The sequence below is a fragment of the Kitasatospora cinereorecta genome, assembly GCF_024172095.1.
GTDB lineage: Bacteria > Actinomycetota > Actinomycetes > Streptomycetales > Streptomycetaceae > Kitasatospora > Kitasatospora cinereorecta.
This window is the reverse complement of sequence record NZ_JAMZDX010000002.1, coordinates 1,139,622-1,161,722: the sequence shown is the minus strand read 5'-3', so window position 1 is coordinate 1,161,722 and position 22,101 is coordinate 1,139,622. Positions and strand designations below refer to the sequence as shown.

The 22,101-nt window shown below is 71.1% G+C and carries 20 protein-coding genes and 1 pseudogene; 6 read left to right on the top strand and 15 right to left on the bottom strand.

The window, feature by feature from the left end; genetic code table 11:
* Window positions 1–11 precede the first annotated feature (11 nt).
* Together FHR36_RS12175 and FHR36_RS12170 are read right to left on the bottom strand one after the other, a co-directional pair.
* Window positions 12–263 carry a hypothetical protein gene (locus tag FHR36_RS12175; protein ID WP_253796325.1) on the bottom strand — a complete coding sequence of 84 codons (252 nt, stop codon included), beginning with the start codon at window positions 261–263 and terminating at the stop codon, window positions 12–14.
* A gap of 69 nt (window positions 264–332) precedes the next feature.
* On the bottom strand, window positions 333–614 hold the full coding sequence (locus FHR36_RS12170) for a hypothetical protein (protein ID WP_253796323.1): 282 nt from the start codon (window positions 612–614) through the stop codon (window positions 333–335).
* A 438-nt stretch (window positions 615–1,052) separates the two neighbouring features.
* On the opposite strand from FHR36_RS12170, the gene FHR36_RS12165 reads away from it, so the two are divergent.
* Together FHR36_RS12165 and FHR36_RS12160 are read left to right on the top strand one after the other, a co-directional pair.
* The gene (locus FHR36_RS12165) at window positions 1,053–1,442 is read left to right on the top strand and encodes a cupin domain-containing protein (RefSeq protein ID WP_253796321.1); all 390 of its coding nucleotides are present in this window, start codon (window positions 1,053–1,055) and stop codon (window positions 1,440–1,442) included.
* 250 nt (window positions 1,443–1,692) lie between these two features.
* Entirely contained in the window at window positions 1,693–2,541 is an 849-nt protein-coding gene (locus tag FHR36_RS12160) for an SDR family oxidoreductase (RefSeq protein ID WP_253796319.1), read from the top strand.
* Between the two features lie 289 nt (window positions 2,542–2,830).
* On the opposite strand, the gene FHR36_RS12155 is transcribed toward FHR36_RS12160, so the two are convergent.
* The 7 genes from FHR36_RS12155 to FHR36_RS12125 all read right to left on the bottom strand — a co-directional run bounded on the left by FHR36_RS12155 (window position 2,831) and on the right by FHR36_RS12125 (window position 10,091).
* Window positions 2,831–3,436, bottom strand: coding sequence for a hypothetical protein (locus FHR36_RS12155; RefSeq protein ID WP_253796316.1), 606 nt, complete (start codon window positions 3,434–3,436; stop codon window positions 2,831–2,833).
* 2 nt (window positions 3,437–3,438) lie between these two features.
* Window positions 3,439–5,265: a DNA/RNA non-specific endonuclease gene (locus FHR36_RS12150; protein WP_253796313.1), complete on the bottom strand. Its 1,827-nt coding sequence runs from the start codon at window positions 5,263–5,265 to the stop codon at window positions 3,439–3,441.
* Window positions 5,262–6,137: a sensor domain-containing protein gene (locus FHR36_RS12145; RefSeq protein WP_253796310.1), complete on the bottom strand. Its 876-nt coding sequence runs from the start codon at window positions 6,135–6,137 to the stop codon at window positions 5,262–5,264. The genes FHR36_RS12150 and FHR36_RS12145 overlap by 4 nt, the downstream gene beginning before the upstream one ends.
* Window positions 6,138–6,174: 37 nt before the next feature.
* Entirely contained in the window at window positions 6,175–6,402 is a 228-nt protein-coding gene (locus FHR36_RS12140; RefSeq protein ID WP_253796307.1) for a hypothetical protein, read from the bottom strand.
* 55 nt (window positions 6,403–6,457) lie between these two features.
* Entirely contained in the window at window positions 6,458–8,353 is a 1,896-nt protein-coding gene (locus tag FHR36_RS12135) for an LppU/SCO3897 family protein (RefSeq protein WP_253796305.1), read from the bottom strand.
* Window positions 8,354–8,439: 86 nt separating this feature from the next.
* On the bottom strand, window positions 8,440–9,318 hold the full coding sequence (locus tag FHR36_RS12130; protein WP_253796303.1) for a protein phosphatase 2C domain-containing protein: 879 nt from the start codon (window positions 9,316–9,318) through the stop codon (window positions 8,440–8,442).
* 89 nt (window positions 9,319–9,407) lie between these two features.
* Window positions 9,408–10,091, bottom strand: coding sequence for a vWA domain-containing protein (locus FHR36_RS12125; RefSeq protein ID WP_253796302.1), 684 nt, complete (start codon window positions 10,089–10,091; stop codon window positions 9,408–9,410).
* A 217-nt stretch (window positions 10,092–10,308) separates the two neighbouring features.
* On the opposite strand from FHR36_RS12125, the gene FHR36_RS12120 reads away from it, so the two are divergent.
* A complete protein-coding gene (locus tag FHR36_RS12120) occupies window positions 10,309–12,642 on the top strand; it encodes a helix-turn-helix domain-containing protein (protein WP_253796300.1) in 2,334 nt (777 codons plus the stop codon).
* Window positions 12,639–13,592, top strand: coding sequence for a DUF6801 domain-containing protein (locus tag FHR36_RS12115; RefSeq protein WP_253796299.1), 954 nt, complete (start codon window positions 12,639–12,641; stop codon window positions 13,590–13,592). The genes FHR36_RS12120 and FHR36_RS12115 overlap by 4 nt, the downstream gene beginning before the upstream one ends.
* Window positions 13,593–13,679: 87 nt before the next feature.
* Here the strand turns inward: FHR36_RS12115 and FHR36_RS12110 are convergent, their stop codons facing one another.
* A complete protein-coding gene (locus tag FHR36_RS12110) occupies window positions 13,680–15,218 on the bottom strand; it encodes an ISL3 family transposase (RefSeq protein WP_253796764.1) in 1,539 nt (512 codons plus the stop codon).
* A gap of 57 nt (window positions 15,219–15,275) precedes the next feature.
* Window positions 15,276–15,572 carry a Scr1 family TA system antitoxin-like transcriptional regulator gene (locus tag FHR36_RS12105; protein WP_253796298.1) on the bottom strand — a complete coding sequence of 99 codons (297 nt, stop codon included), beginning with the start codon at window positions 15,570–15,572 and terminating at the stop codon, window positions 15,276–15,278.
* 1,361 nt (window positions 15,573–16,933) lie between these two features.
* On the opposite strand from FHR36_RS12105, the gene FHR36_RS12100 reads away from it, so the two are divergent.
* Window positions 16,934–17,434, top strand: coding sequence for an IS5 family transposase (locus FHR36_RS12100; RefSeq protein ID WP_407660817.1), 501 nt, complete (start codon window positions 16,934–16,936; stop codon window positions 17,432–17,434).
* Here the strand turns inward: FHR36_RS12100 and FHR36_RS12095 are convergent.
* Window positions 17,374–18,615: an IS110 family RNA-guided transposase gene (locus tag FHR36_RS12095; protein WP_253796296.1), complete on the bottom strand. Its 1,242-nt coding sequence runs from the start codon at window positions 18,613–18,615 to the stop codon at window positions 17,374–17,376. The genes FHR36_RS12100 and FHR36_RS12095 overlap by 61 nt on opposite strands.
* A 385-nt stretch (window positions 18,616–19,000) precedes the next feature.
* On the opposite strand from FHR36_RS12095, the pseudogene FHR36_RS12090 reads away from it, so the two are divergent.
* Window positions 19,001–19,441: pseudogene (locus FHR36_RS12090) on the top strand (IS5 family transposase); the annotation flags it as partial.
* Between the two features lie 16 nt (window positions 19,442–19,457).
* On the opposite strand, the gene FHR36_RS12085 reads toward FHR36_RS12090, so the two are convergent.
* The 3 genes from FHR36_RS12085 to FHR36_RS12075 form a co-directional block, all read right to left on the bottom strand.
* Window positions 19,458–20,714, bottom strand: coding sequence for a YncE family protein (locus FHR36_RS12085; protein ID WP_253796294.1), 1,257 nt, complete (start codon window positions 20,712–20,714; stop codon window positions 19,458–19,460).
* 391 nt (window positions 20,715–21,105) lie between these two features.
* The gene (locus FHR36_RS12080; RefSeq protein WP_253796291.1) at window positions 21,106–21,288 is read right to left on the bottom strand and encodes a hypothetical protein; all 183 of its coding nucleotides are present in this window, start codon (window positions 21,286–21,288) and stop codon (window positions 21,106–21,108) included.
* Window positions 21,285–21,977, bottom strand: a complete 693-nt coding sequence (locus tag FHR36_RS12075) for an HNH endonuclease family protein (protein ID WP_253796289.1) — start codon at window positions 21,975–21,977, stop codon at window positions 21,285–21,287. The genes FHR36_RS12080 and FHR36_RS12075 overlap by 4 nt, the downstream gene beginning before the upstream one ends.
* Window positions 21,978–22,101 lie beyond the last annotated feature (124 nt).

Genomic DNA, 22,101 nt, shown 5'->3' with positions numbered 1-22,101 from the left:
GGCAAAGTCGTTCAGCCCAGGTAGATGATCTGCATGATGCGGACCGTCTTGGTGGCGTCGACGACGAGCAGCGCGGTGACGAGGTCGGAGAGGACGAGCTGGCGCATGACGTCGTCCTGGTCGTCGCTGTCGTAGGGCTCGGTGGTTCCGTACGGGTCGTCGATGACGCGGGCGAGCGCGAGGGTGAGCTGCTCGCTGGCCGCCTGCAGGAGCTGGTCCCAGGCGTGCTGCTGGTCGGCGGTGATCTGGAGCCTATAGGGCATGGTGGTGAGCCCAGCTGTCTCGGTCTCGGCGAACGGCCGACCGGGGCGGGCGGCGGTGAGGCGCGCGGCTCAGGCGACGCGGGCCTGGATGCGGGCTGCGGCCGCAGCGACCTTGTCGGTGATGTCCCGCCAGTCCGCACCCGCGCCGGCCAGCTCGCCGACGGCGAGGAGTTCCCGGCCGCGCTGCGCGCTGTCCTGCAGTCGCTCGGCGATGTTCTGCCAGCGATCGAACACCTCGAGGAGCCAGCCGGCCGGCGTCCGGTTGATCTCGCCGAGGAACCGGGCGGTAAGCGCGGGCGCGCCGAGGGCCTGACTGATCCGCTCGATCGTCCAGGGCTCCTGCTCGTTCATGCTGACGTGCTACCCCGAGTGTTGCCACGCAGGTCCGTGCCTCCTCCTTGGGTTGCTGGACCTTCGGACCGACCGGATCCGGAACAGCCAGGCACCCTCCCGGGACAGCTCCCACACGGTGCGGGCCATTCGGACCCGAGTCGCGGAAGGCTGCAGCACGCACGGTGCCGACCGCGTCGGAGGTGGCGCCGTCGGCGGCGATAGCCGGGGTGGCGGCCCGGTGCCGGTTCTCGGTGACGAGTTGGACCAGGGCCTTCCTCGCCGGCCGCAATAGGCGGCGTCCAGTGAGGTTCTCGCGCAGCGCCTGGCCGCGCTCACGGCGTGGGACGAGGCTGACACCGGCGATGTCGTCGAGCTGGATCGAGCTGGAGGGCCACGCACTTGAGGAACGCACCGACAGACAGTCAGCGCGGGGCTGTGTGCCCTACCTTCGAGTCCATGACTGAACGCTTCACGACCGGACATCTCGACCAGGCTCCAGAGGTAACCGCGCCGGACGGCTCTGCGGTACGGCCGCTGTGTGCGCTTCCCGGGGTCGCAAGCTTCGCTCACTTCGAACTCGCGCCGGGGCAGACTGCGAGAGCGGTCTCCCATGCGACCGTGGAGGAGATCTGGTTCGCCGTCTCGGGGGCGGGAGAGATGTGGCGCCGGCAGGACGACTACGAGGAAGTGACGGTTCTGGAGCCAGGCACATGCCTCACCATTCCGCTCGGCACGACGTTTCAGTTCCGGGCAGGAACAGCGGGACTCCAGGTGGTCGCGGTGACTACACCACCATGGCCGACGGACAGCCCGAACGAGGCCAGGTTCGAGACCGGACGCTGGTGACCCTGGACGGGCTGCCGACAGGTCAAGCCGCCGGCATGTTGCGGCAAGCGCGGAGGTTTCGCTGGTCGCGGTGACGAGGCGGCCTGACCACACCATCGGCGCGGCGGCCCTCGGCGGGGAGCAGATGTCTGCCGGGGGCCGCCGCACGTGACCGCACGGACGGCACCAGGCGGGCAGATCGGCGCCTCGCCCCGGTGAAGTTCCACCGGAACCGGCAGAGTTGGGCCCGCTTCTCGTCTACCGTCATGGCGTGACGATCCTGATCATCGGCGGCAGCGGATTCCTGGGCACCGAGTTGGTCCGCCAGGCGGCATCGGCAGGAATCCTGGTGGCCGCGACCTTTACCACCCGGCCCGGCGACGCCCCCCGCATCCCCTGGCACGCGCTCGACCTGCGGGACCCCGGCCGCCTCGAGGCCGTCATGGCCGAGGTGAAGCCGCGCGTGGTCATCAACGCGGCGAGCGGCGGGGCCGACTGGGCCGTCACCGCCGAGGGGCCCATCCGCGTGGCACTCGCCTCAGCTCGACACGGCAGCCGGCTGATCCACGTCTCGTCCGACGCGGTGTTCTCCGGCACCCGCATCCACTACGACGAATCCAGCCTCCCGGACCCGCTCACCCCCTACGGCGCGGCGAAGGCCGCGGCCGAGACCGGGGTCCTTCTCGTCCAGCCCGACGCCGTCGTGGCCCGAACATCGCTGATCATCGGCGACCAGCGCTCGAACCACGTCGCCCTGGTCCACGACCTCGCGGCCGGCACCCGCGACGGCGTCCTGTTCAGCGACGACATCCGCTGCCCCGTGCACGTCGCCGACCTGGCCGCCGCCCTCCTCGAACTCGCCACCCGCAACGTAGGCGGACTCCTCCACCTCGCAGGACCCGATGCCGTGAGCCGCCACGAACTCGGCGTCCTCATCGCCCAACGCGACGGACTCGACGCCACCCGTCTACGCGCAGGCCTGCGCGCAAACAGCCCACGCCCCGGCGCGCTCGACGTCCGCCTCGACAGCCGAGCCACCCAGAGTCGGCTGCACACGGCCCTGCGCGGCGCCCGCCAGTTCCTGACCGAGGATGCCGCCAGCCTGCTGCCAGCTGAATGATCTCGGCCAAGCGATAGAAGCGGCTAGGTTGCGCGCATGGCGGAGAGGAGAAGTCGGTGCGCACCACCAGCGCGTCCGGGCCACCGGGCAGTTCAGCCACGCGAGGACCGTACCGCCACGCCCGTGAACCATCCCGGTCACAGCACTGGACTCCCATTCCACATCAACGTCCTGCAGCTGCTCATCGACAAGAACTTCACCACCCCATGGGAGCTGCCGGGTCGTGGCCCGCACGCAGCGGGCCGCCCCCGGCACCCAAAGGCACCGGGGGCGGCGGACAGGCCAGCAGTCATTCCCAAGGGTTGGTCCCCGACTCCCACGCGGCTTCCTCGTCCTGGTCATGCAGGAATCGCGGCCGGGTGACACCTCGTACGGAGGTGTCGCTGATCGGCCACTCCTCGAACCCGTCACGCAGCAGCCGGAGCAGGAATTCGGCCATTCCGCCCGGGTACACGGACCAGGCGAGTTCGAAGCGCGAGTACACCGCGACCGGCCACCGGTCGGGATCCGAATCAGTGGCAATCCAGGCGAAGGTGTCGGCCGCGGCGGTCTCTCCCCAGATGAGCAGGTCCTCCAGGCGGTACTCCCCGGCTTGGACGGGAGCAGCCCAGTTGTCAATGGTCGCGTCGGCGAGCGCGTGAGGTGCGAGCGGTGAAACCTTGTTCTGATATGACTCTTCAGAAGTTGCGGCGGGCAGGCGAATTCCCACCATCTCCTCGATCGAGCCGTGGCCGATCAGTGCCACGAAGGCCCGGTAGTCGGCCGGGAAGGGCCGACCGTACACCGCCTCGGCCGCGTTCCAGTCGATGACGTCGCCGCGGGTCGGCCCGATGACCGTCAGTTCCTTCGCGAGGTCCGTCACCACGGAAGCCACCCGGCTCTGTTCGTCGCTCATTTCTACGGTTCCCATTCGGTCGGGGCGTCCTTGCCCATGTTGTGCCACTGCTGGTCCTTCAGGCTGAAGATGTCGTTGGGGACGTAGTTGTCGAAGAGTTTCACCGCCCCGACGCCGGGCGTGTACTTGGTGGCCTGCATGTGGAATTGCGTCGGGACCACCCTTGTCCCGTCGTACTCCGCGGTCACGGTGTAGTGGACGACCACGCCGACCTCATTGTTCAGCAGCTTCCGGACTTCATCCTCGTAGCCGGCCATGTTCCTGGCGTGGTGAGGCGGCGATCCCCCCATGTTCGTGGAGTTCGCTGTACGGGAGCACGTGGCGAGATTGTCGTAGCTGGTGCCCGAGCCACCGAGCGAACCGGCCAACAGGTGGCAGGCGTTGCGCCAGAACTTGGCAGGCCGGTCGCCGAGGCCGGACGCGTATATCGCCGCCCAGAGGTATGCGGGTGGAGCCACCGTCTTGGTGTCAGGCGCGGTTCCCTTGTTGTTGTCGATGAAGTCCTTGGTGAGGCACGCCTCCGCGCCTTGGGCACGGCCGGACCGGTCGACCGGCAGGTACGTGCGCCATCCGCCACCGAAACCGCTCCGGCAGTCGGCGGGATCGGAATCGGAATCGGGGGACGCCGGGTTCGCGGGGCCGGGCTGGGACAGGCTCGGCGCTTCCTCGACGGACGTGACCTCGTCGACGACGCGCTGCTCGCCGGCCTGGTAAACAGCGAGCCCGCCGGATGCCACCACCTCCGGCGCCGGGGCCGGGAGGGCGGCAGCTCCGGGCGCTCGCACCCGCAGCGCCGTGTAGTGCCCGTTGGGCTTGCGGACCAACCCGTCGTAGGTGACGGCCGGGCTGCCGAGCGCCGCCGCCTGCGCGGCCGAGAGCCGCCGGACGGCTTCGGGTGTCAAGTACGCCGTGCCCGGTCGCATGTCGACGGTGGTCCCGCTCTGCTTCGCGTACTGCTTCAGTGCGGAGGCCCGAGGCTGCCGGTAGGGGGTGTCGTCCGTGTCCTCGTCCTGGCTCACGGACCGGCTGCCGGCCTGCGGGGCCGGAGCGGGCGCGTCCCCGCCCTGGTCCATCGCGGCCGCCGGGTTCGACGGAGCAGAGGCGAAACTCTGGACCACCTGCGCCATCTGCGCGAGCAGTTGCTGGCTCTGGGACTGGAGCTGCTGTGCCTTCGTCCTGAGTCCGTCGGCCTTCGTATCATTGGCCTTGGCTGCGGCGTCGAGCTGGGACGACCTGGCGTCGACCTGGGAAGCCTCCTGCTTGATCTGGCTCTCCTCGCCCTGGATCTTGTCCTCCACGGCGTTTTCCTGGCTCTTCTCGGCCTCCAGTTGGCGCGCCTCGGCGTCGTAGGCATTGGCTGCGGCCGCCTGCGCCGGTAGTTCGAACCTGTTCGGTTTGGCGTTGTGGGCGGCGATCTTGCCCTCCAGGGCCTTCGCGCGTTCGTCGTGGCCGCTGATCTCCTGGTTCACCGCGGCGACTCTGGTGTTGAGCGCGGTCTTGCTGTCGCGTATGGCGGCGGACTCCTTGGTGATCCGCTCCGCCTCGGCCGTCACCTCCTTCTCCTGCTGCGCCATCTCCGCGGCCTGCCGGTTCGCCTTGTCGATCTCCTCGAAGAGGGTCGCCAGGGCGGCCTCGAAGCCCCCGGGCGCCACCAGGGGAACGGGGGCGAGCGTGCCCGCCGGTGCCGCAGCCGCCACGGCGTCGGACGCCGCGATCGTCTGCACCCCTGCGGCGACGATCGGCGCCAGCAGCGCCATCAGGACGAGCTGGACGATGCGGGGCAGCATCCCCCGGCGGCGCGCGGCCGCCCTGCGCGGGGCCGGGGTCATCCGGTCACCTTCCCGGCGAGCTCGTCGGCGATCTTCGAGGTGGTCGTCGCACCGTCACCGGCCTGACAGACGGCAACCTGCACCAGGCTCGTGCTCTTCACTCGCGCCTGGTGGTAGCAGGCCCAGCCCGCGGCGCCGTCCTGGGTCGCCTTCCACGTGACGACGACCGCGAACGGCGCGTGCGCCGTGTAGGCCCACTTCGAGGTACGTCCGGCCTGGTCGGTGAGTGTCGAGGAAGGGCACTTGGTGAGGCCGTCGGCGAGCGTGCGGAAGGCCGCGGTTGCCCTCTCGCTGTCCGGGTACACGCCGATCACCTGGCTGACGGTGTAGCTGCCCGAGCCTGCGGCGTCCTGGTAGGTCGCCGACAGGAACGCCTTCCACGCCTGCCCGTAGACCGACTGCGTCGTCGGTCCGGCGGCGACAGCGCATTCCGACGGGGTCACGGCGAGCGGGGCGTGGGGCCGGTTCGACTGGGGCCCGGCCACCACCGTCGTTCCGGCCAATTTGCTGACGCCGTCGGCGCTGAGCAGGTCCGCCTCGACGGTCCCCTCGGCGATGTGCGGAGGGAGGCCCGTCGGCTGTTGCGGCCAGAGCCACCACCCGATGCCGGCCAGCAGGAGACAGGGCACCACTGAGGCCACCAGCAGCCGCCAGTGGCGCAGCACCCCAACTCTCCGGCGCGCTGCCCGCGCCCCGGGCGGCGTCACCGACGCGGCCGGCGGCTGCGCGCCAGCCCCGGCAGCCGGTTGCACGGGCACGGACGGCACCGCGCCGCCGCCGCGGCCGAGCTGGGGCGGCACCGCGCGTGGCGTCTGCTGCCAGGTGGGCGGTGCCGGTGCGGCCGGGGCCTGGTTCCAGTAATGCTTCGTCATGATGTCCTCCTGGTCGCGGTATTCGGGTCGGCGCCGTTCATCGGCTGCACGCGACGGCTAGGACGAACAGCAGGAACAGCACGGCGAGGACGCCGAGGCAGCCGATGCCTCCCTCCGGATTCTTGGTGTTGGCCTCGACCGTTCCGCCGGGGCGCAGGCCGGGGTGGCGGTCGGTGTAGTGCGCGATCTGCGCCCGCTCGCCCTGGGACTCGGTGCCCCAGGAGGTCTTGAAGCCGCACTCGCCGCACCGGTAGCGGTATGCCATGTCGGATCCTTGAACTTTGTCGGTGGGATGGTGGATCGGTCGCCGGACGGCGAGGTCAGCGCCAGCGCCAGCAGACGGTGTAGCCGAGGTCGGGGAACTCGTTGGAGCGCCAGTAGGTGGAGGCGTCCTGGCCGCAGAACGCGGGGTAGTTCGGCGTGCTGGTGCGTCCGGTGACGTAGACGTTGGAGCGGTCGCAGCTGCCGACGTTGGTGAAGGTGGAGCCCGACTTGAACAGGCATTCGCGGACGGTGGCGTAGCCCGCGTCATCGGGGAACACCATGGACAAGCACTGCAGGACGTCTTGGTCGGCGCCCTTGGGACCGGAGACGGTCCGCCACTGGTTGTAGTGGGGCCAGCTGTCGCACTTGGAGTGGTCGCTGGTGCCGCGGTAGGCAGCGAGGACCTTGAAGGCGCCGGGCCGGCAGGACAGCAGCGACCACGGGCCCGCGCCGTTCGGCCCGAAGACACAGTCGCCCTGCCGGGCGTGGTAAGAGTCCCCGCCGGAACTCTGGTAACTGAGGCACAGGACCCGCGAGTAGCGCTTGGAGCTGACGCTCTCGTCGTTGCCGGGCACGTTGGCGCAGCCGTCCAGGTCGGTGCTGCCTTCGTTGATCCGGACGACCTTGAACGTCCCGGTGGTGCAGGTGGTCGGGGTGAGGTCGGCGTGACCGCTGGTCCCGGTGTCGAAGAAGCAGTCGCCGACGCCCGCGGTGGCGACCGGATCGGTCGGACTCGGGCTCGGGGTGGGCGTGGGTGTCGGGGTGGGTGTGGGCGTCGGGGTCGGGGTCGGGGTTCTCGGGCGGGCGCTGCTGGGGGTCGGATCGGGCGGCGGGGTCCGGTACGAACTGGTGGCGGAGCGCGAGGGGTGGCTGACCGTCAGCGGGTGGCTGTCGGCGGCCGAGCGGGCGCCGGCCGGGTGGGAGTCGTCACGGTGGGTCACAAACAGCAGCACTGCCACGACGGCGGCCACGGCGGCGAGTACCTTGCCGACCCCGGCCGCCGCGCTGCCCACTCCCGCGCCACCCGCTGTTGAACCCGCCGAACCTGCCCCGCTGTTGACGCGCGGTCGCGGGGTAGCCGACCCGGTCGGCTGCTTCGGCTTTGCTCGCCCGGCCGGCTTCGCTCCCCTGGCGCCTTTCGGCCCGCGGGGGCCGGGCTTCAACTTGCCAGACGCCGAGGCAAGTTGTTCGGCCCAGGCGGCGGGCGCCGGCCGGGCGGCTGGGTCTGTCCCGAGCGAGGCACGGGCCAAGGCACCGAGGGCCGGGTCGATCGCCGCCAACGCGGCCGGGTCGGTCGTGCTCTGGTCGCGAGCGAAGAGCCGGACGGCGAGCAGGGCGAGCTTGTAGGTGTCGCTGTGCGGTGTCGCCCGTTCCTCGCCTGCGGGAACGTGCCAGTCCGGGGTCTCGGCCTGCGGCAGCACCGTCGCAAGGTCGATGCGGGCCGCGTCACAGTCGATGAGGAAGCACTCGGGCTGCGGCGCGAGGGCGAAGAGCAGGTTCTTCGGCGAGAGGTCGCCGACGGCGACACCGAAGCGGTGCAGCCGGTCGAGGGTGGTCGCGAGGTCGGCGAGCAGCAGCAGCCGGTCCCGGTCGGTGACGGTCAGTCCGATCCCGGCGACGTAGGCGTCCCCGTTGAGGAGGTACTCCAGGGTGGCGAGCCGGGGCGAGCCTCGGTTGCTGGCCGCCAGGGTCCGGAGCGTGAAGTGGAACCGGTCGGGGACGGCGCGCATCAGGAACCCGCACGTCCGTCTGCCGCGCCGGACCACGGCGGCCGGCCAGGCGGTCTTCTCGCACAGCCAGCGCCCCTGTTCGCCGGTCAACCGCCCGGGCAGCGCGACCGCGGCGGCCAGCGCGGCGGCGTCCACCTGCGGCAGCACCGCGGGGTCGTACTCCTTGTAGACGACCGACCAACCGCCGTCGGCCGCCGACTCGTTGATGCGCTTGTTGCGCACCCGGTGGACCGATCCCTGGCCTCCTCGGCCAAGTTCCCCGTCCAGTGCAAGCGTGGCGAACTCGACCGGGGCGGCCGGCCGCGCGCTCACCTCGCTCCCTCGGCCCGGGGCCAGATCGCCAGCAGGGTGCGGTCGTCGTCGAATGTCTCCCGGGTGAAGTCCAGCACGTGGCCGAGCCACAACGGCGTGGGTGGCGAGGCGAGTTGACTGGCGAACAGCTCCCCGACCCGGCCGTCGCCCTCGCCGAGCGGGTCGCCGAACCCGTCGGTGCCGACCAGCAGCGTCCACGGCTCGGCCAGCCGTTCGACGGCGGTCTCCGGCCGGTCGGGAACCAGGGGAAGCGGGGAGACCTCGTTGCTGACCAGCGGCGTGCCCGGTACGGCCTTGCCGCCGAACAGCGGGTGATAGCCGCCGCCGGCCCGGTCGAGGAGCCACGCCCCGGAGTCGCCGATCCGGAACACCTCGGCCTCCAGGGCGTCGCCCGCGGCACGGACCACCCCCGCCACCAGGGTGGTCGCGTACAGCCGGGCCACCTCAGCCGCCTGCGGCACGGCGACGCCGAGCCGCCACCGCGCCAGTTCGCGCAGCCGTTCCGCGGCGTGGGCCGCGACGTCGGCGCCGTCCAGCCGCTCCGCGCCCCGGTCGAGCAGGTACAGGATGCGTTCGACGGCGGCCCGGCACGCCTCAACAGCGCCCTGGTGGGACTCGGCGGCGCTGGACACGCCGTCGGCAACCGCGAAGACGATGCTGCCAGTGGCCTCGTGCACGGCGGCGCGCGCCGCGTCCTGGCGCGGCTGACGGTAGTAGCGGTGCTTGGCGCCGCGGACGGAGGCGAACCGCAGGGTGAGCCGGTCGGTGGACCAGCCCTCGCATTCGCTGTCGGGGAAGTCGAAGGCGTACTGGCTGGGGGGCCGGGCCTCGAACTCCAGGCCCGGCACGTCCACGGTGATTCGCTGCCACGGCACCAGCTCCGGCCCGGCAGCCGGGGGCGGCCCGGCGGGCCTCGGAGGCGCCGCCGGCGGCACGGGGTCCGGGTCGCCCCGGCGGGCGGGCGTCACCGGCCGACCTCGTCGATGGCCATGGTGAACTGGTCGGGCCGGTTCACCACCAGCTGCGGGTTGGCCGAGTTCAGGGCGTGTCCGGAGGCCACCAGGCTCATGGTGAGCGAGTGGAAGAACTCCGAGATCGCCCGGCCGACATCGGTGCCGGACTTGGCGAGGAAGGCGAACTCAGGGCGGGTCGCGACGTCGACCATGGTCTGCGCCCGGGCGTCGCCGAGACCGCAGGCGATGATGTTCGGCGCCGTCGGCGTGCGGTCCCGGTCGGTCAGCTCGGCGTGCGGCGCGTGCCAGGACGAGCCGTCGGTGGGCTGGCCGTCGCTGAGCAGGAAGACCACCGGGCGGTGCACCCGGTAGCCCTCGCCGCGCAGCCACTTCACGTCACCGGGGATCCGCACCAGCAGGTCCTCGAAGAGGGCCCGGTAGTTGGTCACCCCGCGGATCACCAGCCGGGGCACCGTGGTCTCGGTGCGCATGTCGGCCACCGCGAGCCGGACCTGGACGTCGTCGGAGAAGCCCAGTACGGCCAGCCGGAGCTTGGCCGCGACCATCGGCTCCGCCCGCAGCCCCTCGCACAGCGAGGCCACCCCGTCCCCCAGCTCCCGCTGGTACGGGGCCATCGAGCCAGACTCGTCGGCCACCACATAGGCCGGCAGCAGGACGCCCTTCGCCTCCGCCATCGCAAACACCGCCTCCCTCAAGTTCACGTACTGGTGTCGCGGACAGGGCGGCCCCACCCACGCAACGGGGTGCGCCGGGGGCCGCGGAACCGTTGTCCGCACCGCCGATGCTGGCGTCGCGTCAGGCAAACACACAGGTCACCGCGCCGGTCATATATGACCGGTCGTCAGATGTACGCTCGCCTCTGTATTCGAATCCCCGAGAGAAGGGCGGGTCGTGGCGGAGACGCTCGGAGCACTGGTACGCCAGTTGCGGAAGCAGGCCGGTCTGACGCAGTTCGAGCTCGCCGAGCGGGCCGGGCTCGGCGAGAGCACCGTCCGCCGGATCGAGACCGACCGATCCTTCGACCACCGGCTCGGCACCATCAACCGCATCGCGGACGCGCTCAACGCCAGCCCCGGGGACCGGCGCCAGCTGAGCGCCCTCGGCGGCGGCACCGTCCCGGAAGCCCCGGTGCCTCCACCGGAACCACCGCCGCCGTCCCGGGACCACGGCCCACTCGCCGACGCCGCCGAGGAGTTGGCCCGCGAGAGCCGGCAGCGCTGGCGCCGCGAGGAGGCCCAGCACCGGGTGCACCACCCGTACGCACTGCCGGTGCGCTGGCAGCAGGTGTCGGCGGGGGTTGCCGACCAGTCGGCGAACGCCCTCCTACTGGACCCCGGGGAGGCCCGCACCGAACCGGACCTCAGCGGCGACCTGCGGCGGGTCGCCGTGATTTACCGGCGCGTGCCGTCGGGCCGGCTGGTGGTCCTCGGCCGGGCCGGATCGGGCAAGTCGATCCTGGCGGTCCGGTTCGCCCTCGACCTGCTGGACGCCCGCACCCGTAACGAACGGGTGCCGGTGATCTTCAGCCTCGGCGCCTGGGACCCGACCACCGTGGCCCTGCGCGACTGGTTGATCGCCCGACTGCTGCGCGACTACCCGCACCTGGCCCGCCGGGTCCCCAGCGGCAAAACACTGGCCGCGGACCTTCTCGACGACGACCTCGTCCTCCCCGTCCTCGACGGATTCGACGAACTCGCCGAAGACCTGCGCGCCCCGGCCCTCGAAGCACTCAACCTCTCCCGGCTGCCGCTCGTCCTGACCAGCCGGCACGCCGAGTTCACCGCAGCCGTCCGGACGGCCCACGCCCCCCTGGCCGCCGCCGCCGTCCTCGAACTGCGCGACCTCGACCTCGACGACCTTCGCGGCTACCTGCCCCGGACCGACCCGTCCTTCCCCGGGCCCGCCGACACCGACGAGCACGGCGCGACCTGGGAGGCCGCCCTCGACCCCGCCCGGACGGCAGAGAGCGCCGGCCACGCCAACCTCGCCGCCGCGCTCCGCACCCCGCTGATGATCGCCCTCGCCCGCACCATGTACAGCGACCACCCCGAACGGCGGCCGGGCGAACTCCTGGACACCGCCCGCTTCCCCGACCCCGAGGCGATCGAGGAGCACCTCCTGGCCGGGTTCGTCCCCGCCGTCTACCGCCCCCGTCCCACCGAACGACTCGACACCGCCCACCGCCGACCCGGATCGTGGGACGCGGAACGCGCCGAACGCTGGCTCGGCCACCTCGCCGACCACCTGACCCGGCTCGGCCGCGAACGACAGGACCTCACCTGGTGGGAGGTCGGCACCGGCATGAGCCGCCTCTCCCGCACCGTGATCATCGCCGTCCTGGCTGGCATCGCCTTCGGCGTCACCACCGCGATCGGCAACCTCCCCGTCGACCTGGTCGCCACCACGCACAGCCTCCGGTTCGCCGTCGTCCGCGGCCTGCTGGTCGGCGTCCTGCACGGCCTCGCCGCCGGCACGCTCTTCGGACTCGTCTACTGGCACGCCTCCGCCCGCGCCGCCCTCAGACCCTCGCCGGTCCGCATGCGACTCAGCACCGGCACCCCGACAACCCGCCGCAACGCCCGCACCCGGTTCCTGATCGGCCTGTGCGGTGGAGCAGCCGGAATGGCGCTGCTCATCCTGGTCGACGAAGGCCTGATCGCCCCGATCGGACTCGCCGACGGACAGGGCGCCGGGGCCGCCGCCGGTCTGCTGTTCATTCCGCCGATCGCCCTCGCGACCGGGCTGGTCTTCGGCCTGATCGCCCTGTTCGAGGCCCCGGTCCGCACCGAATCCGTCGTCAGCCCCGCCGACCTGCACATCGACCGCCGCAACGTCGCCTACCACCTACTCACCTGGGCACTCGTCCTCGGCATCGGCGTCGGCCTGCTCAACGGCATCGTGTACGGGCCGCTGCGCGGCTTCGAGGTCGGCCTCGTGTTCGGACTGGAGGCCGCGTTCGGCGCCGGGCTCAGCTACGGACTCAGCCTGACCGCCTGGGGCCAGTGGGTAGCACTGGCCCGCATCTGGCTGCCGCTCACGGGCCAACTGCCCTGGGCACTGATCGCCTTCCTGGACGACGCCCACCAGCGCGGCGTGCTCCGCCAGGTCGGCGCGGTCTACCAGTTCCGCCACGCCTGGATCCAGAGCCACCTGAGCCGCAGCCACCAGCAGCGCCACGGTCGCCTACAGCGCCGACACGACCACTCGACGGAAGGGGCACGATGAGCGCCGAATCCCGTACGCACCACCCAAGCAGGCGCACCCGGCGCGCGGCCGTTGCCGCGACCGCCACCGCCCTCGTCAGCACCCTCGCCACCGCCCCCGCGGCCGCCCGGCCCGCCGCCTCCACCCTCCACTACACCTGCGTCTTCCCGACCATCGGCGGACAGGCCATCACCGCCAGGATCTCCGCCGACATCCCGGCCACCCTGCCGGCCGGCGAGTCCAGCCCGGCCTTCGCCATCCAGGCGGCCGCCACCGTCGAGGCCTCCTTCACCCTCGGCCTGCGCTACGTCCTCGGGGTACGCACCATCGAAGGCTCGGTCGACGCCGAAACCCGCGTCCTCGCCCCGCAGGACGAGACCGCCGTCCCCGTCCACCTCACCATCACCCGCACCGCCGTCCCCGCCTCAGGCGCCTTCGAAATCCCCGCCACCGGCAACGCGCCTCGGCTCGCCTTCACCCGCCCCGGAACCGGACGCGTGACCGTCGGCAACTTCACCCTCCACCTCGTACCCAAGGACGCCGACGGCAACCTGGCCGGGCCCGGCCGGGTCAACGTCCCCTGCACTCTGAATGCAGGCCAGGACAACACCGTCGCTCCCTTCGAGGTCACCCCCGCGAAAGCCTCTCCCACTCCGTCCCCCACCGCCCCTCCGTCCGCCCCGGCCCCATCCTCCGCAAGCCCGGCCACCACCCCGCCGGGAACAGACGCCTCCACCGTCACAAGCACCGCCTCAGCCAGCATCACCCCGCCAGCTCCTCCACCGCCAGCGTCCGCCCCCACCACGTCCGCCCCCACCACAACCGACGCCCCGCAGGCGCCAACCGCCCACCTCCTGGGCGCCGGCCTGGTCACCGCCGCGATCGCCGCAGGCACCGCCGCAGCACTTGCCGCTGCCGCCGTCCTCCGCCGGCGATCCAAACGCCGTGGAGCATCCGAGCCCTCAGCCTGACCATCTGCGATGCTCGGTCAAACCCGGCCCGAGGGAGTGTCTGATCAACGGCTCTGTCCCGTAATCGGTGGTAGCGCTCTGTGGTGATCATCGGAGGAGGATGCGGTGGCGGAGCATGGGGAACCCGGCTCGGCCGTGCATCTGCCTCATGATCCGTTTGGTTCGCGTGTTGACTCCTTCGGTGCGGCCGTTGTGGAACGGGAGGGTGAGTCCGGCGTCGACGGCGGCCCGGTCGAGTTCCAGGCCGTTCGCGAAGGAGTGCAGGTGGGGCAGGTCGACGGAGCGAACTGACGTGATCCAGTCGGTGAGCTTGGCGTCGTTGCCCTCGGCCGGCGTCAGCAGTTGCGCGAACTTTCGGGCGAGAAGGGCGAGTTCGCTCAGCTCTGGACAGCTTTGGGTGAGTTCCCTCAGGAGGGTGGTGTCCTTGTCGCGCAGGTTCTCGGGACGGGTCAGGAGGAGGCGGGCGAAGCGTCGTGGGGTGGTGACGGGCTTGTCGCCGTCGGCGCGGCCCTGGGTGATGTAGCGGACCAGGAGGTTCGCGCTGCCGGTGTAACCGAGCTCCTTGATCTCGCGCAGGAGGTGGGTGACGGGCACCGCGGGGTCCTCGGCCCTGCGTCGGCGCAGGTAGTCGCGGTAGGGATCGACCAGCGTGGGCTTGTAGCGGGGTGCCCGGCGCTCTGCGGTGGGCTCTTTCATGCGGGCGTACCGCTTGACGGTGTTCAGCGCGACGTCGAGGCGGCGGGCGCATTCGAGCAGCCCGACGCCTTGGCCGAGCAGCTTGTGGACCTGCTGCCAGCGTTCGCGGGTGGTTTGCTCGCGTACGCCTCCGGACCGGGCGGGGTTCACGGCGGTGGCCCAGCAGGCGGCGTGGGAGCGGATCTCGGCCAGGACCTTGCCGCACAGGTTGGACCACAGGTGCCACCTGTCGCTGACCTGCACTGCTTCCGGGAGGGCCTGGCGGATCGCCTCGCCGTAGGAGCCGGAGCCGTCGCGGCAGACATACTCGGCCCCGGGGTGCTCGCGCAGCCACGCGACCAGGGTCTGGGTGGTGCGGTCGGGCAGGACGTCGATCCGCTCGCCGGTCTCGGCGTCGATGAGCACAGTGGCATAACGCTGACGCCGGCGCAGGGCGAAGTCGTCGACACCGAGCACGCGCGGGACGCGCAGCCGCGGCACCGGCTGGCGCATGAGCACGCGCAGGGCGGTCGAGCGGGAGATCGCGCAGGCCAGTGCGCCGGAGAGGCGGGCGCCCGCCCGGCCCGCTAACTCCTTGACGATCTCACCGAGTTGGTCGGCGAGACGGCGCGTGCGCCGCTGGTAGCGTTCGATCAGGCCGGGGACCTGTTCGCGGAACGTCTGCCGCGGGCAGCCCAGGACCGGGCAGACCATCCGCCGGACCCGCACCGACGCCACGACCCGACGCTCGTCCACTGGCACATCCGCCACCACCCGCCCGTGGAAGGCATGCACCTGTCCCGTCAGCTGCCCGCACATCGGGCACGGCACCGGTTCGTCCCGGGTCCGTGCGGACACCCGGATGGCCTCGCCCTCGTCCACCACACCCTCGACGACGAGGGCCGACAGTCCCGAAAAGACCACACTCACAAGCTCGTTGACATCACGCATGCCATGCCAACGAGAACCGTCACCCTTCGTTACCACCGATTACGGGACAGAGCCTGATCAACGGTGTAACCCGATCTGACAGGGTGGGTCGCTGACCTGCCCGGGCGCGGTGACGGTCACCTGGGCGGACAGCAGCTCCACCCCGGCTTCGGCGTCGTCGAAGATGTTGAACGTCTCCATCGGCCACATGGTGCGCTGCGGCGTGAACGGGATGACGCCGAGTAAGACGGCTGGCAGCGCCATGGCGTCCCGCAGGTGCTCCAGCTGCTCGGCCATCGTCTCGACGGTGCCGAGGCGGTAGTAGAGGACGGACTCCTCGACCAGGATCGCGAAGCGGTGGTTGCCGGTGCGCACGACGCGGGAGCGGATCAGCTCGGCAATCGAAGTTTGACCACCAGGTCCAGAGATGATGCTCCGGCCCGGTCTGCTGAGCCTGAATGCCCTGGTCGGAGACCAATTGGGTTGGCGGGTTTCTCGGGGGGTGTTAGGAACTGCGGGTGATGTTGTTCGCGTGTGCGGCCTGTGGTTCTGCGATCACGGGGCCGTTGACCGAGTTGGCTGAGATCCCCGCCCGTCCGATGGACCAGGGCTATCCAACAGACAGTGGGACGCGGACGGCATCCGCCACCGTGCCACGGGGGTCCTTCGCGGTGGAACCGGAGCCTTGGGGCGCACCGTTCGTGCCGTGCGAAGACCCGGTGGCAATCTTCCCGGGAGCCCCGTGCGTTTGTGATCCAGACGGTGACGACTTCCTGGTATCTGCAGGACCGCGATGGACGGTTGTTCTTCATCCTGGCGATGCGCCGGGCCTGGAGCCGGTCCGCGCCCCGAGCTTCGACGATGTCGGCTGCTGCGGCCTGTCGGGCCGGGGCGGGATGATCCGCCGGTGCCCATGCGGTTCCCCGGTGGGCACGGAGATCAGCGATTGCTCGACACCGTACGAGTTGCACCTCGACCCCGGACAGGTCCATCAGCTCACGGTCTGATGGAGCCACGCCGGCGGTCCATTGCCACGGCCAGCAGCCGTACCGCTGAACCGCCGAGGGACGAGCCGAACGTCGTGCGGTCAAAGTTCGGTGAGACAGGTCGGCCGCCCCTCCCAGCCCGCGGCGCAGCCGGGCGATGCCGAGCGCGCCCCGCAGGCTCTCCTGGAGGGTTCCGGGCCGTTGCGGAAGGACCGGACGTGGCGGGCGGTGCACATCCGGGTCGGCGGCCGGTGGCGGACCGGGATCCTGACCGTGTGGCGCAAGTCGGCCGGAGCCGGGTGTGGGTGGCGCACGTGCGGTGGGGCGAGGACACGGCGTGGGGCTGGTTCGTCTTCGACCCGGAGCGGATCCGGGCGGTCCCGGAGCCGCCGGACGAGCCGGTCGGCGGGGCGGGGTGCTGGCGCCAGCAACGCTCCTGGTCAGACCTGGCGGTAGCGGCTCACCAGGTCACCGAGGAAGACGAACAGGGCGGTCTCGGCGATGAGCAGCATGACCTGGGTCGCGGAGGATCCGCCGTCGGTCGAGCGCACGAGGACGCCGAGGCCGACCTGTGACAGTCCTCCCTTGGGCTTGAGGCTCTGCCCACGCGGCCTGGCCGGCCCACCGCTCCGGTCCGGTACCCGCTCGCGGGCGAGCGGGCACCGTGCGGGTGGACGGGGCTGAAGAGGAGTCGGTGTTGCGGGCAGGTCCTAGGGTCCGTCTTCAAAGATGATCAAGTGATGAGAGATCATGTCGGGCGTGATACGCCGTCATGAGCTTTCCGATGCCGAGTGGGCTGTGCTCTCGCGGTTCCTGCCGAGTTCGGGAACCGCGGGTCGGCCACGCAGCGATGACCGGGTGGTGCTGAACGGCATCGTGTGGAAGCTGCGTACCGGGTCGGTCTGGCGCGACGTACCCGAGCGGTACGGGTCCTGGCAGACCCTGTACACACGTTTCCGCAGGTGGGCGCTGGACGGCACGTTCTCGCGCATGCTGCGGCAGGTCCAGGCGGAAAAGGACGCGACCGGGGACATCAACTGGCTGGTGTCGATCGACTCCACGATCGTGCGGGCCCACCAGCACGCCGCGGGCGGCAAAAAAGGGGCAGTCGACCGGGACGAAGCGGGTGATCACGCCCTTCGCCGATCCCGTGGCGGACTGAGCACCAAGACATCCGATGACGTTAAGGGTCAAGCCGCGATGGCCAGTTCGATCTTCGGCGGGGCGGGGAAGGCGGTGCTCTCGCTGTAGGTCGTGCCGGTGGTGAGGCAGTGGTGGAGGCAGCCCAGGAAGCGGTTGTAGAGGTTGCGCTGGGCAGAGGTGTGGCGGTCGCCGGCATCGCGTCGTCGGTCGTAGTGGGCCCTGGCGCCGGGTGACGCCCGCAAGGAGGCGAAGGCCCAGACGTAGCCGACTGCGGCCAGGCGCTGGTTCTTGACCCGGCGGACCATGACGGTGCGGCTCTTGCCGGAGGCCCGGGTGACGGGCGCTGATCCGGCGTAGGCCTTCAGTGCTTTGGCGTCGGCGAAGCGGGTGCGGTCGTCGCCGATCTCGGCCAGCACCCGGGCGCCGCTCAGGGCCGCCAGGCCCGGGAAGCTGGTTATGATCGCCGCGTCAGGGTGCTGCTCGAACAGCTCGACCGATGCCTCAGCGAGCTCGTCCGCGGCGGTGCAGGCCGCCTCGAACTTGCCCAGCAGCGCCGCGGCCTGGCGCCCCATCGCCCTCTCGACCAGCGGAAGGTGGCGCATCTGCGGGACCCGCAGAGCGGCGTGCAGACGCTCAACCTCATCGTCGATCCCGCGCTGGCGGCCGGCCCGCTTGAGCACGGCCCTCAGCTGGGTGCGGGTGAGCCGGGCGGCCTGCTCCGGGGTTGGTGCGGCGGCCAGCAGGGTGCGGGCCAACTGCGAGGTGAGACCGCCCTTGAGGGACTCGACGGCGGCGAGGTAGCCGGGGAAGTATTCGCGCAAGTGGGAGCGGAGCTTGTTGCCGGCCTGGTTGCGGTCCCAGACGGCGTCTTGCTGGGCGCGGGCCAGGACGGCGACGGCCTGAGCGAGTTCGCTGTCGGCCGGCAGCTGGCGGTGCGCGTCGGCGTCGGTGCGCAGGATGTTCGCCAGCACCATCGCGTCGAGGTGGTCGGACTTCTTGCGCGACACGCTATGCCGCTCGCGGTAGCGGGCCGCGGCCATCGGGTTGACCGCGTAGACCGGGCGGCCGGTCGCCCGCAGACAGGCCACCAGCAGGCCGCGGGAGGTCTCGATCGCCACCGGTATTCGGTCATCGGGGCTGTCACCGTGCTCGGCCAGGAGGTCGAACAGCTGCTGCAGGCCGGCCGCGTCGTCGCCGATCCGCGCCCGCCCGAGGAGCTTGCCGTCGCCGTCGACCACGGCGACGTCGTGATGGTCACTGGCCCAGTCGACCCCGCAGAACACCCTCATGGGCGCTCTCACATCCCTTCGTCCGATGTGCGTATCCGCTGGTCAAGGCCCGGTGCGGAGGCACGCGACTCCCTAATGGAAGGGCTCCGGGCCCGTCATCCGATTGGTCGTTCGTGACCCCAGCTGACCGCAGGGGCCTCAGTCTGTGCAGGAGCTCGGAGGCGTCCCGGTGAGGTGAGAGGTGCACCCTGCGGAGGGCTCGGACCACAAGTATTCGGTCAACCGCAGCCTTGGGTGGTGATCGGCCGGCACCCGGAGGCCAGCTCTTGGTGAAGGCGTGCCGTGGGCCGCCATGGTCCATCTTGTGGCTCTGACCGGGTGCCGACTGATCACCACCCAAGACAAGCCGACGGGTCTACGATCCGCCGGCTTCGGTTCCCATTAGGTCCACCTGGCCTGCGACGGACGCGGACGCCCGCTCGGCTTCGTCCTGACCGGCGGCAACCGCAACGACTGCACCCGCTTCGAGGCCGTGATGGCCGACATTCGTGTCCCCCGCGTCGGGCCGGGCCGGCCACGAACCCGACCCGACCACGTCATCGCCGACAAGGGCTACAGCTCCCGGAAGATCCGCACCTACCTGCGCAGACGCGGCATCCGACACACCATCCCCGAACGCGCCGACCAGGTACTGAACCGTCTGAACCGGGGCTCTCGCGGCGGCCAGCCGACCGGCTTCGACCGGCAGGCCTACAAGCTCCGCAACGTCGTCGAACGATGCTTCAACCGGCTCAAGCAGTGGCGTGGCCTGGCCACCCGCTACGACAAGACCCGCGAGTCCTACCTGGCCGCCGTCACCATCGCCTCGATCCTGCTCTGGATCTGACCTTTGAAGACGATCTCTAGGTGGACTCGATGTCGTCCTCGTCGACATAAGCGTCGTCGGACCAGTCGGGGACCTTGTAGAAGTGCTTGTAGGAGCCGAACGGCCAGATGCAGGGGGTCCACGGTGTGCTGCCGCCGGCACTGTCATAGCGGCCCTTGACGACCTCCGGTGCGGCAGGAAGCGGCACGCCCTCGCCGGCCTGGTGATAGCTGCCAGCCATGAGGTAACCGCGACTGTAGCTGTAGTGGAATGCGCCCCGCTTGAAGCGGGCGGGGTAGGAGGGCGCCAGCGGTGGGGGCGGCGGCCGCCACGCGGTCGGCGCCGCCGCCACCACGTTCGCCGTGATCTCGGGGAGCCTGATCTCCCGCCGTTGCTTCGGGTCTGCGCGGCGGAGCAGCACACAGGTCATCGGGTCTTCGAGGACGCAGAGTGTGCCGTCGGACACCGCGCTGATCGTGTTCCCGTTGGCGGGGAACCGCCCCGTTTCCTTGAGGGTTGCGGGCTGCAGGATCCTGCCCTCGCCTTCGGCGCACACGACGTACAGGTGTTGCCCGTCGGTGGACAGGGCGATGTCGCGGGGCCGGCCCCCGCCGTCGTAGCGGGCCGTGACGGCGAGTGTGAGGGGGTCGAGGGCGACGAGCTTCCCCGTGTAGCCGTGGAGGGCGTGCAGGCGGGTGCCGTCCGGGCTGGGCAGCAGCTTGACGCCGCTCGGGCCGTAGGCCTGCCCACTGAAGTCCACCGCGTCGCCCACCGTGCCCTCGGCCAGGAGCGTCGGGCGCACCTCCAGGTTCCGGTCCCGGGAGAGCCCGCCGTACAGGCGCAGGCCGTCCGCGCTGACCGCCAGGTGCCCGAGGTCGTCGGTGACGCCGTCGATGGTGCGGACGACCTTGTTCGCGACCGTGTCGATCTCGGCCACCGTGCCGGCCCCGCCGAAACCGCCGGTCGCGGCGAACAGGCGACTGCCGTCGGCGCAGACGGCCAGGTCCGCTGCCGCGTTCGGCATGTCGATCTTGGCCGTGACGTCCATCGACTCGGTGGCGACGACGATGATCGCGAAGTCGCGGTAGGCGGTCCTGGCGGGGATGTAGAGGCGGCTGCCGTCGGGATGCGCGACCATCTCCCCGGGGTCCTGGCCCGGCACCCGCGCGGTACCGACCAGCTCACCGGCCACCGGGTCGATCACCGACAGTGCGAACGTCTCCCCGTCGTCCTGGAACGAGGGGGTCGAACCGTCCTGAACCGCATAGAAGTGGTACATGGCCGAGCCAGTCACACTGTTGTTCCTTTCCTGAGTCACTCGTGGTTCAGACAGGCGGCCTCCGTCAGCGGCCGCGGACGGCGCGATCACTGCGTGGCCACTGGCGCAGCGCCGCCAGACACACCGGGCCCGGGGATCGCGGCCGCCCGGCCGATCCCCGACACCGCACCGAAACTGACGAGCCCTCAGGGCCGCAGTCACGCGGTCCACGACGTCGTGCACCGCGTGGAGCCCCACGCCTGCTCGAAACAAGACGTCGGGGCAGAAAGATCCTGGTCCGGTCATGCCCGCTTCAAACACCCCGCCCCTCAGGGGCGAGAGCGAACCGATGAATCCGTCACCCCTCTGAGTAGCCGCGGCCTCGGCGGGGCCGGCCCTCACCTGTCCGGCGAACCCGGCGGGCACGTCACCCGTGCTCGCGCGGCCGGTGCTCGCCCGGCGGCTCGGTCCAGGCACCGAGGATCAGGTCCTCGTGCCCTGTGCCGGGGCGGTCGGCCGGCAGGTTGCAGACGGCCGTGCAGGGCACGCCGTCGAGCTGGACGGTGGCCGTGGCCGGGCAGTCGCCACTCACGTCCGCCGCCGGGGTCATCGGGCGAGGGCGACGGTGAGGGGCTCATTGGGGCAGTCGGCGGCGAGCTGGTGGAGGGTGTCCGCCTCGCGCTGGTCCACGGCCAGGCCCCAGCGGGTCTTCACCGCGGTCCAGTCGGTGAGGTAGGTGCAGCGGTAGCCGGTCGCGGGCGGCAGCCAGTCGGCCACGTCCTTGTCGGCCTTCGCCCTGTTCGACCTGGCGGAGACCGCGATCAGCGCGCGGGGCTCGTCCAGGTCGTTGGCGTACGCCTCGCGCTCCTTCGCACTCCAGTTCGAGGCTCCGGAGTCCCATGCCTCGGCGAGCGGTACGACGTGGTCGACGTCCAGGAGCCGAGCGTCCTCCAGCACCAGGTCGTCGTATGGGGACAGCCACACTCCGCCGGTCAGCGGGCATTTCGGTCCGACCTCCGGCGCCTCGACCGCCTCGGCGATCAGCACCTCCTTGCGGGTGTCGCACCCGTCCCGGTCGGCGTCGATCCAGTGCCGGAACGCGGTGCGCACGTACCCGGTCCGGTCCTCGTCCGCGACCGGCAGCGCGTCGATCGCGTCGTACAGCGTCGTGGCGACCACCTCCCCCGCCGCCCGGTGTCCACTGAAGGGAGTCGCCGGCGCCGCGGCGCCGGCGGGGACGGCAAGGACCATGGCTGCCGCGGCGGCAACGGCCACGGACAGGAAGGGGCGGATGCGCACGAGGTTTCTCCTGACACGGCGGGGACGACACTGGTCCCAACCGCGAGGGCGCGGGCGAGGTGACGGCCGCGCCGTCCTGATCATCCGAAGGGGGCCAGGAAGCACGGTCCATGACCAGCCGTCA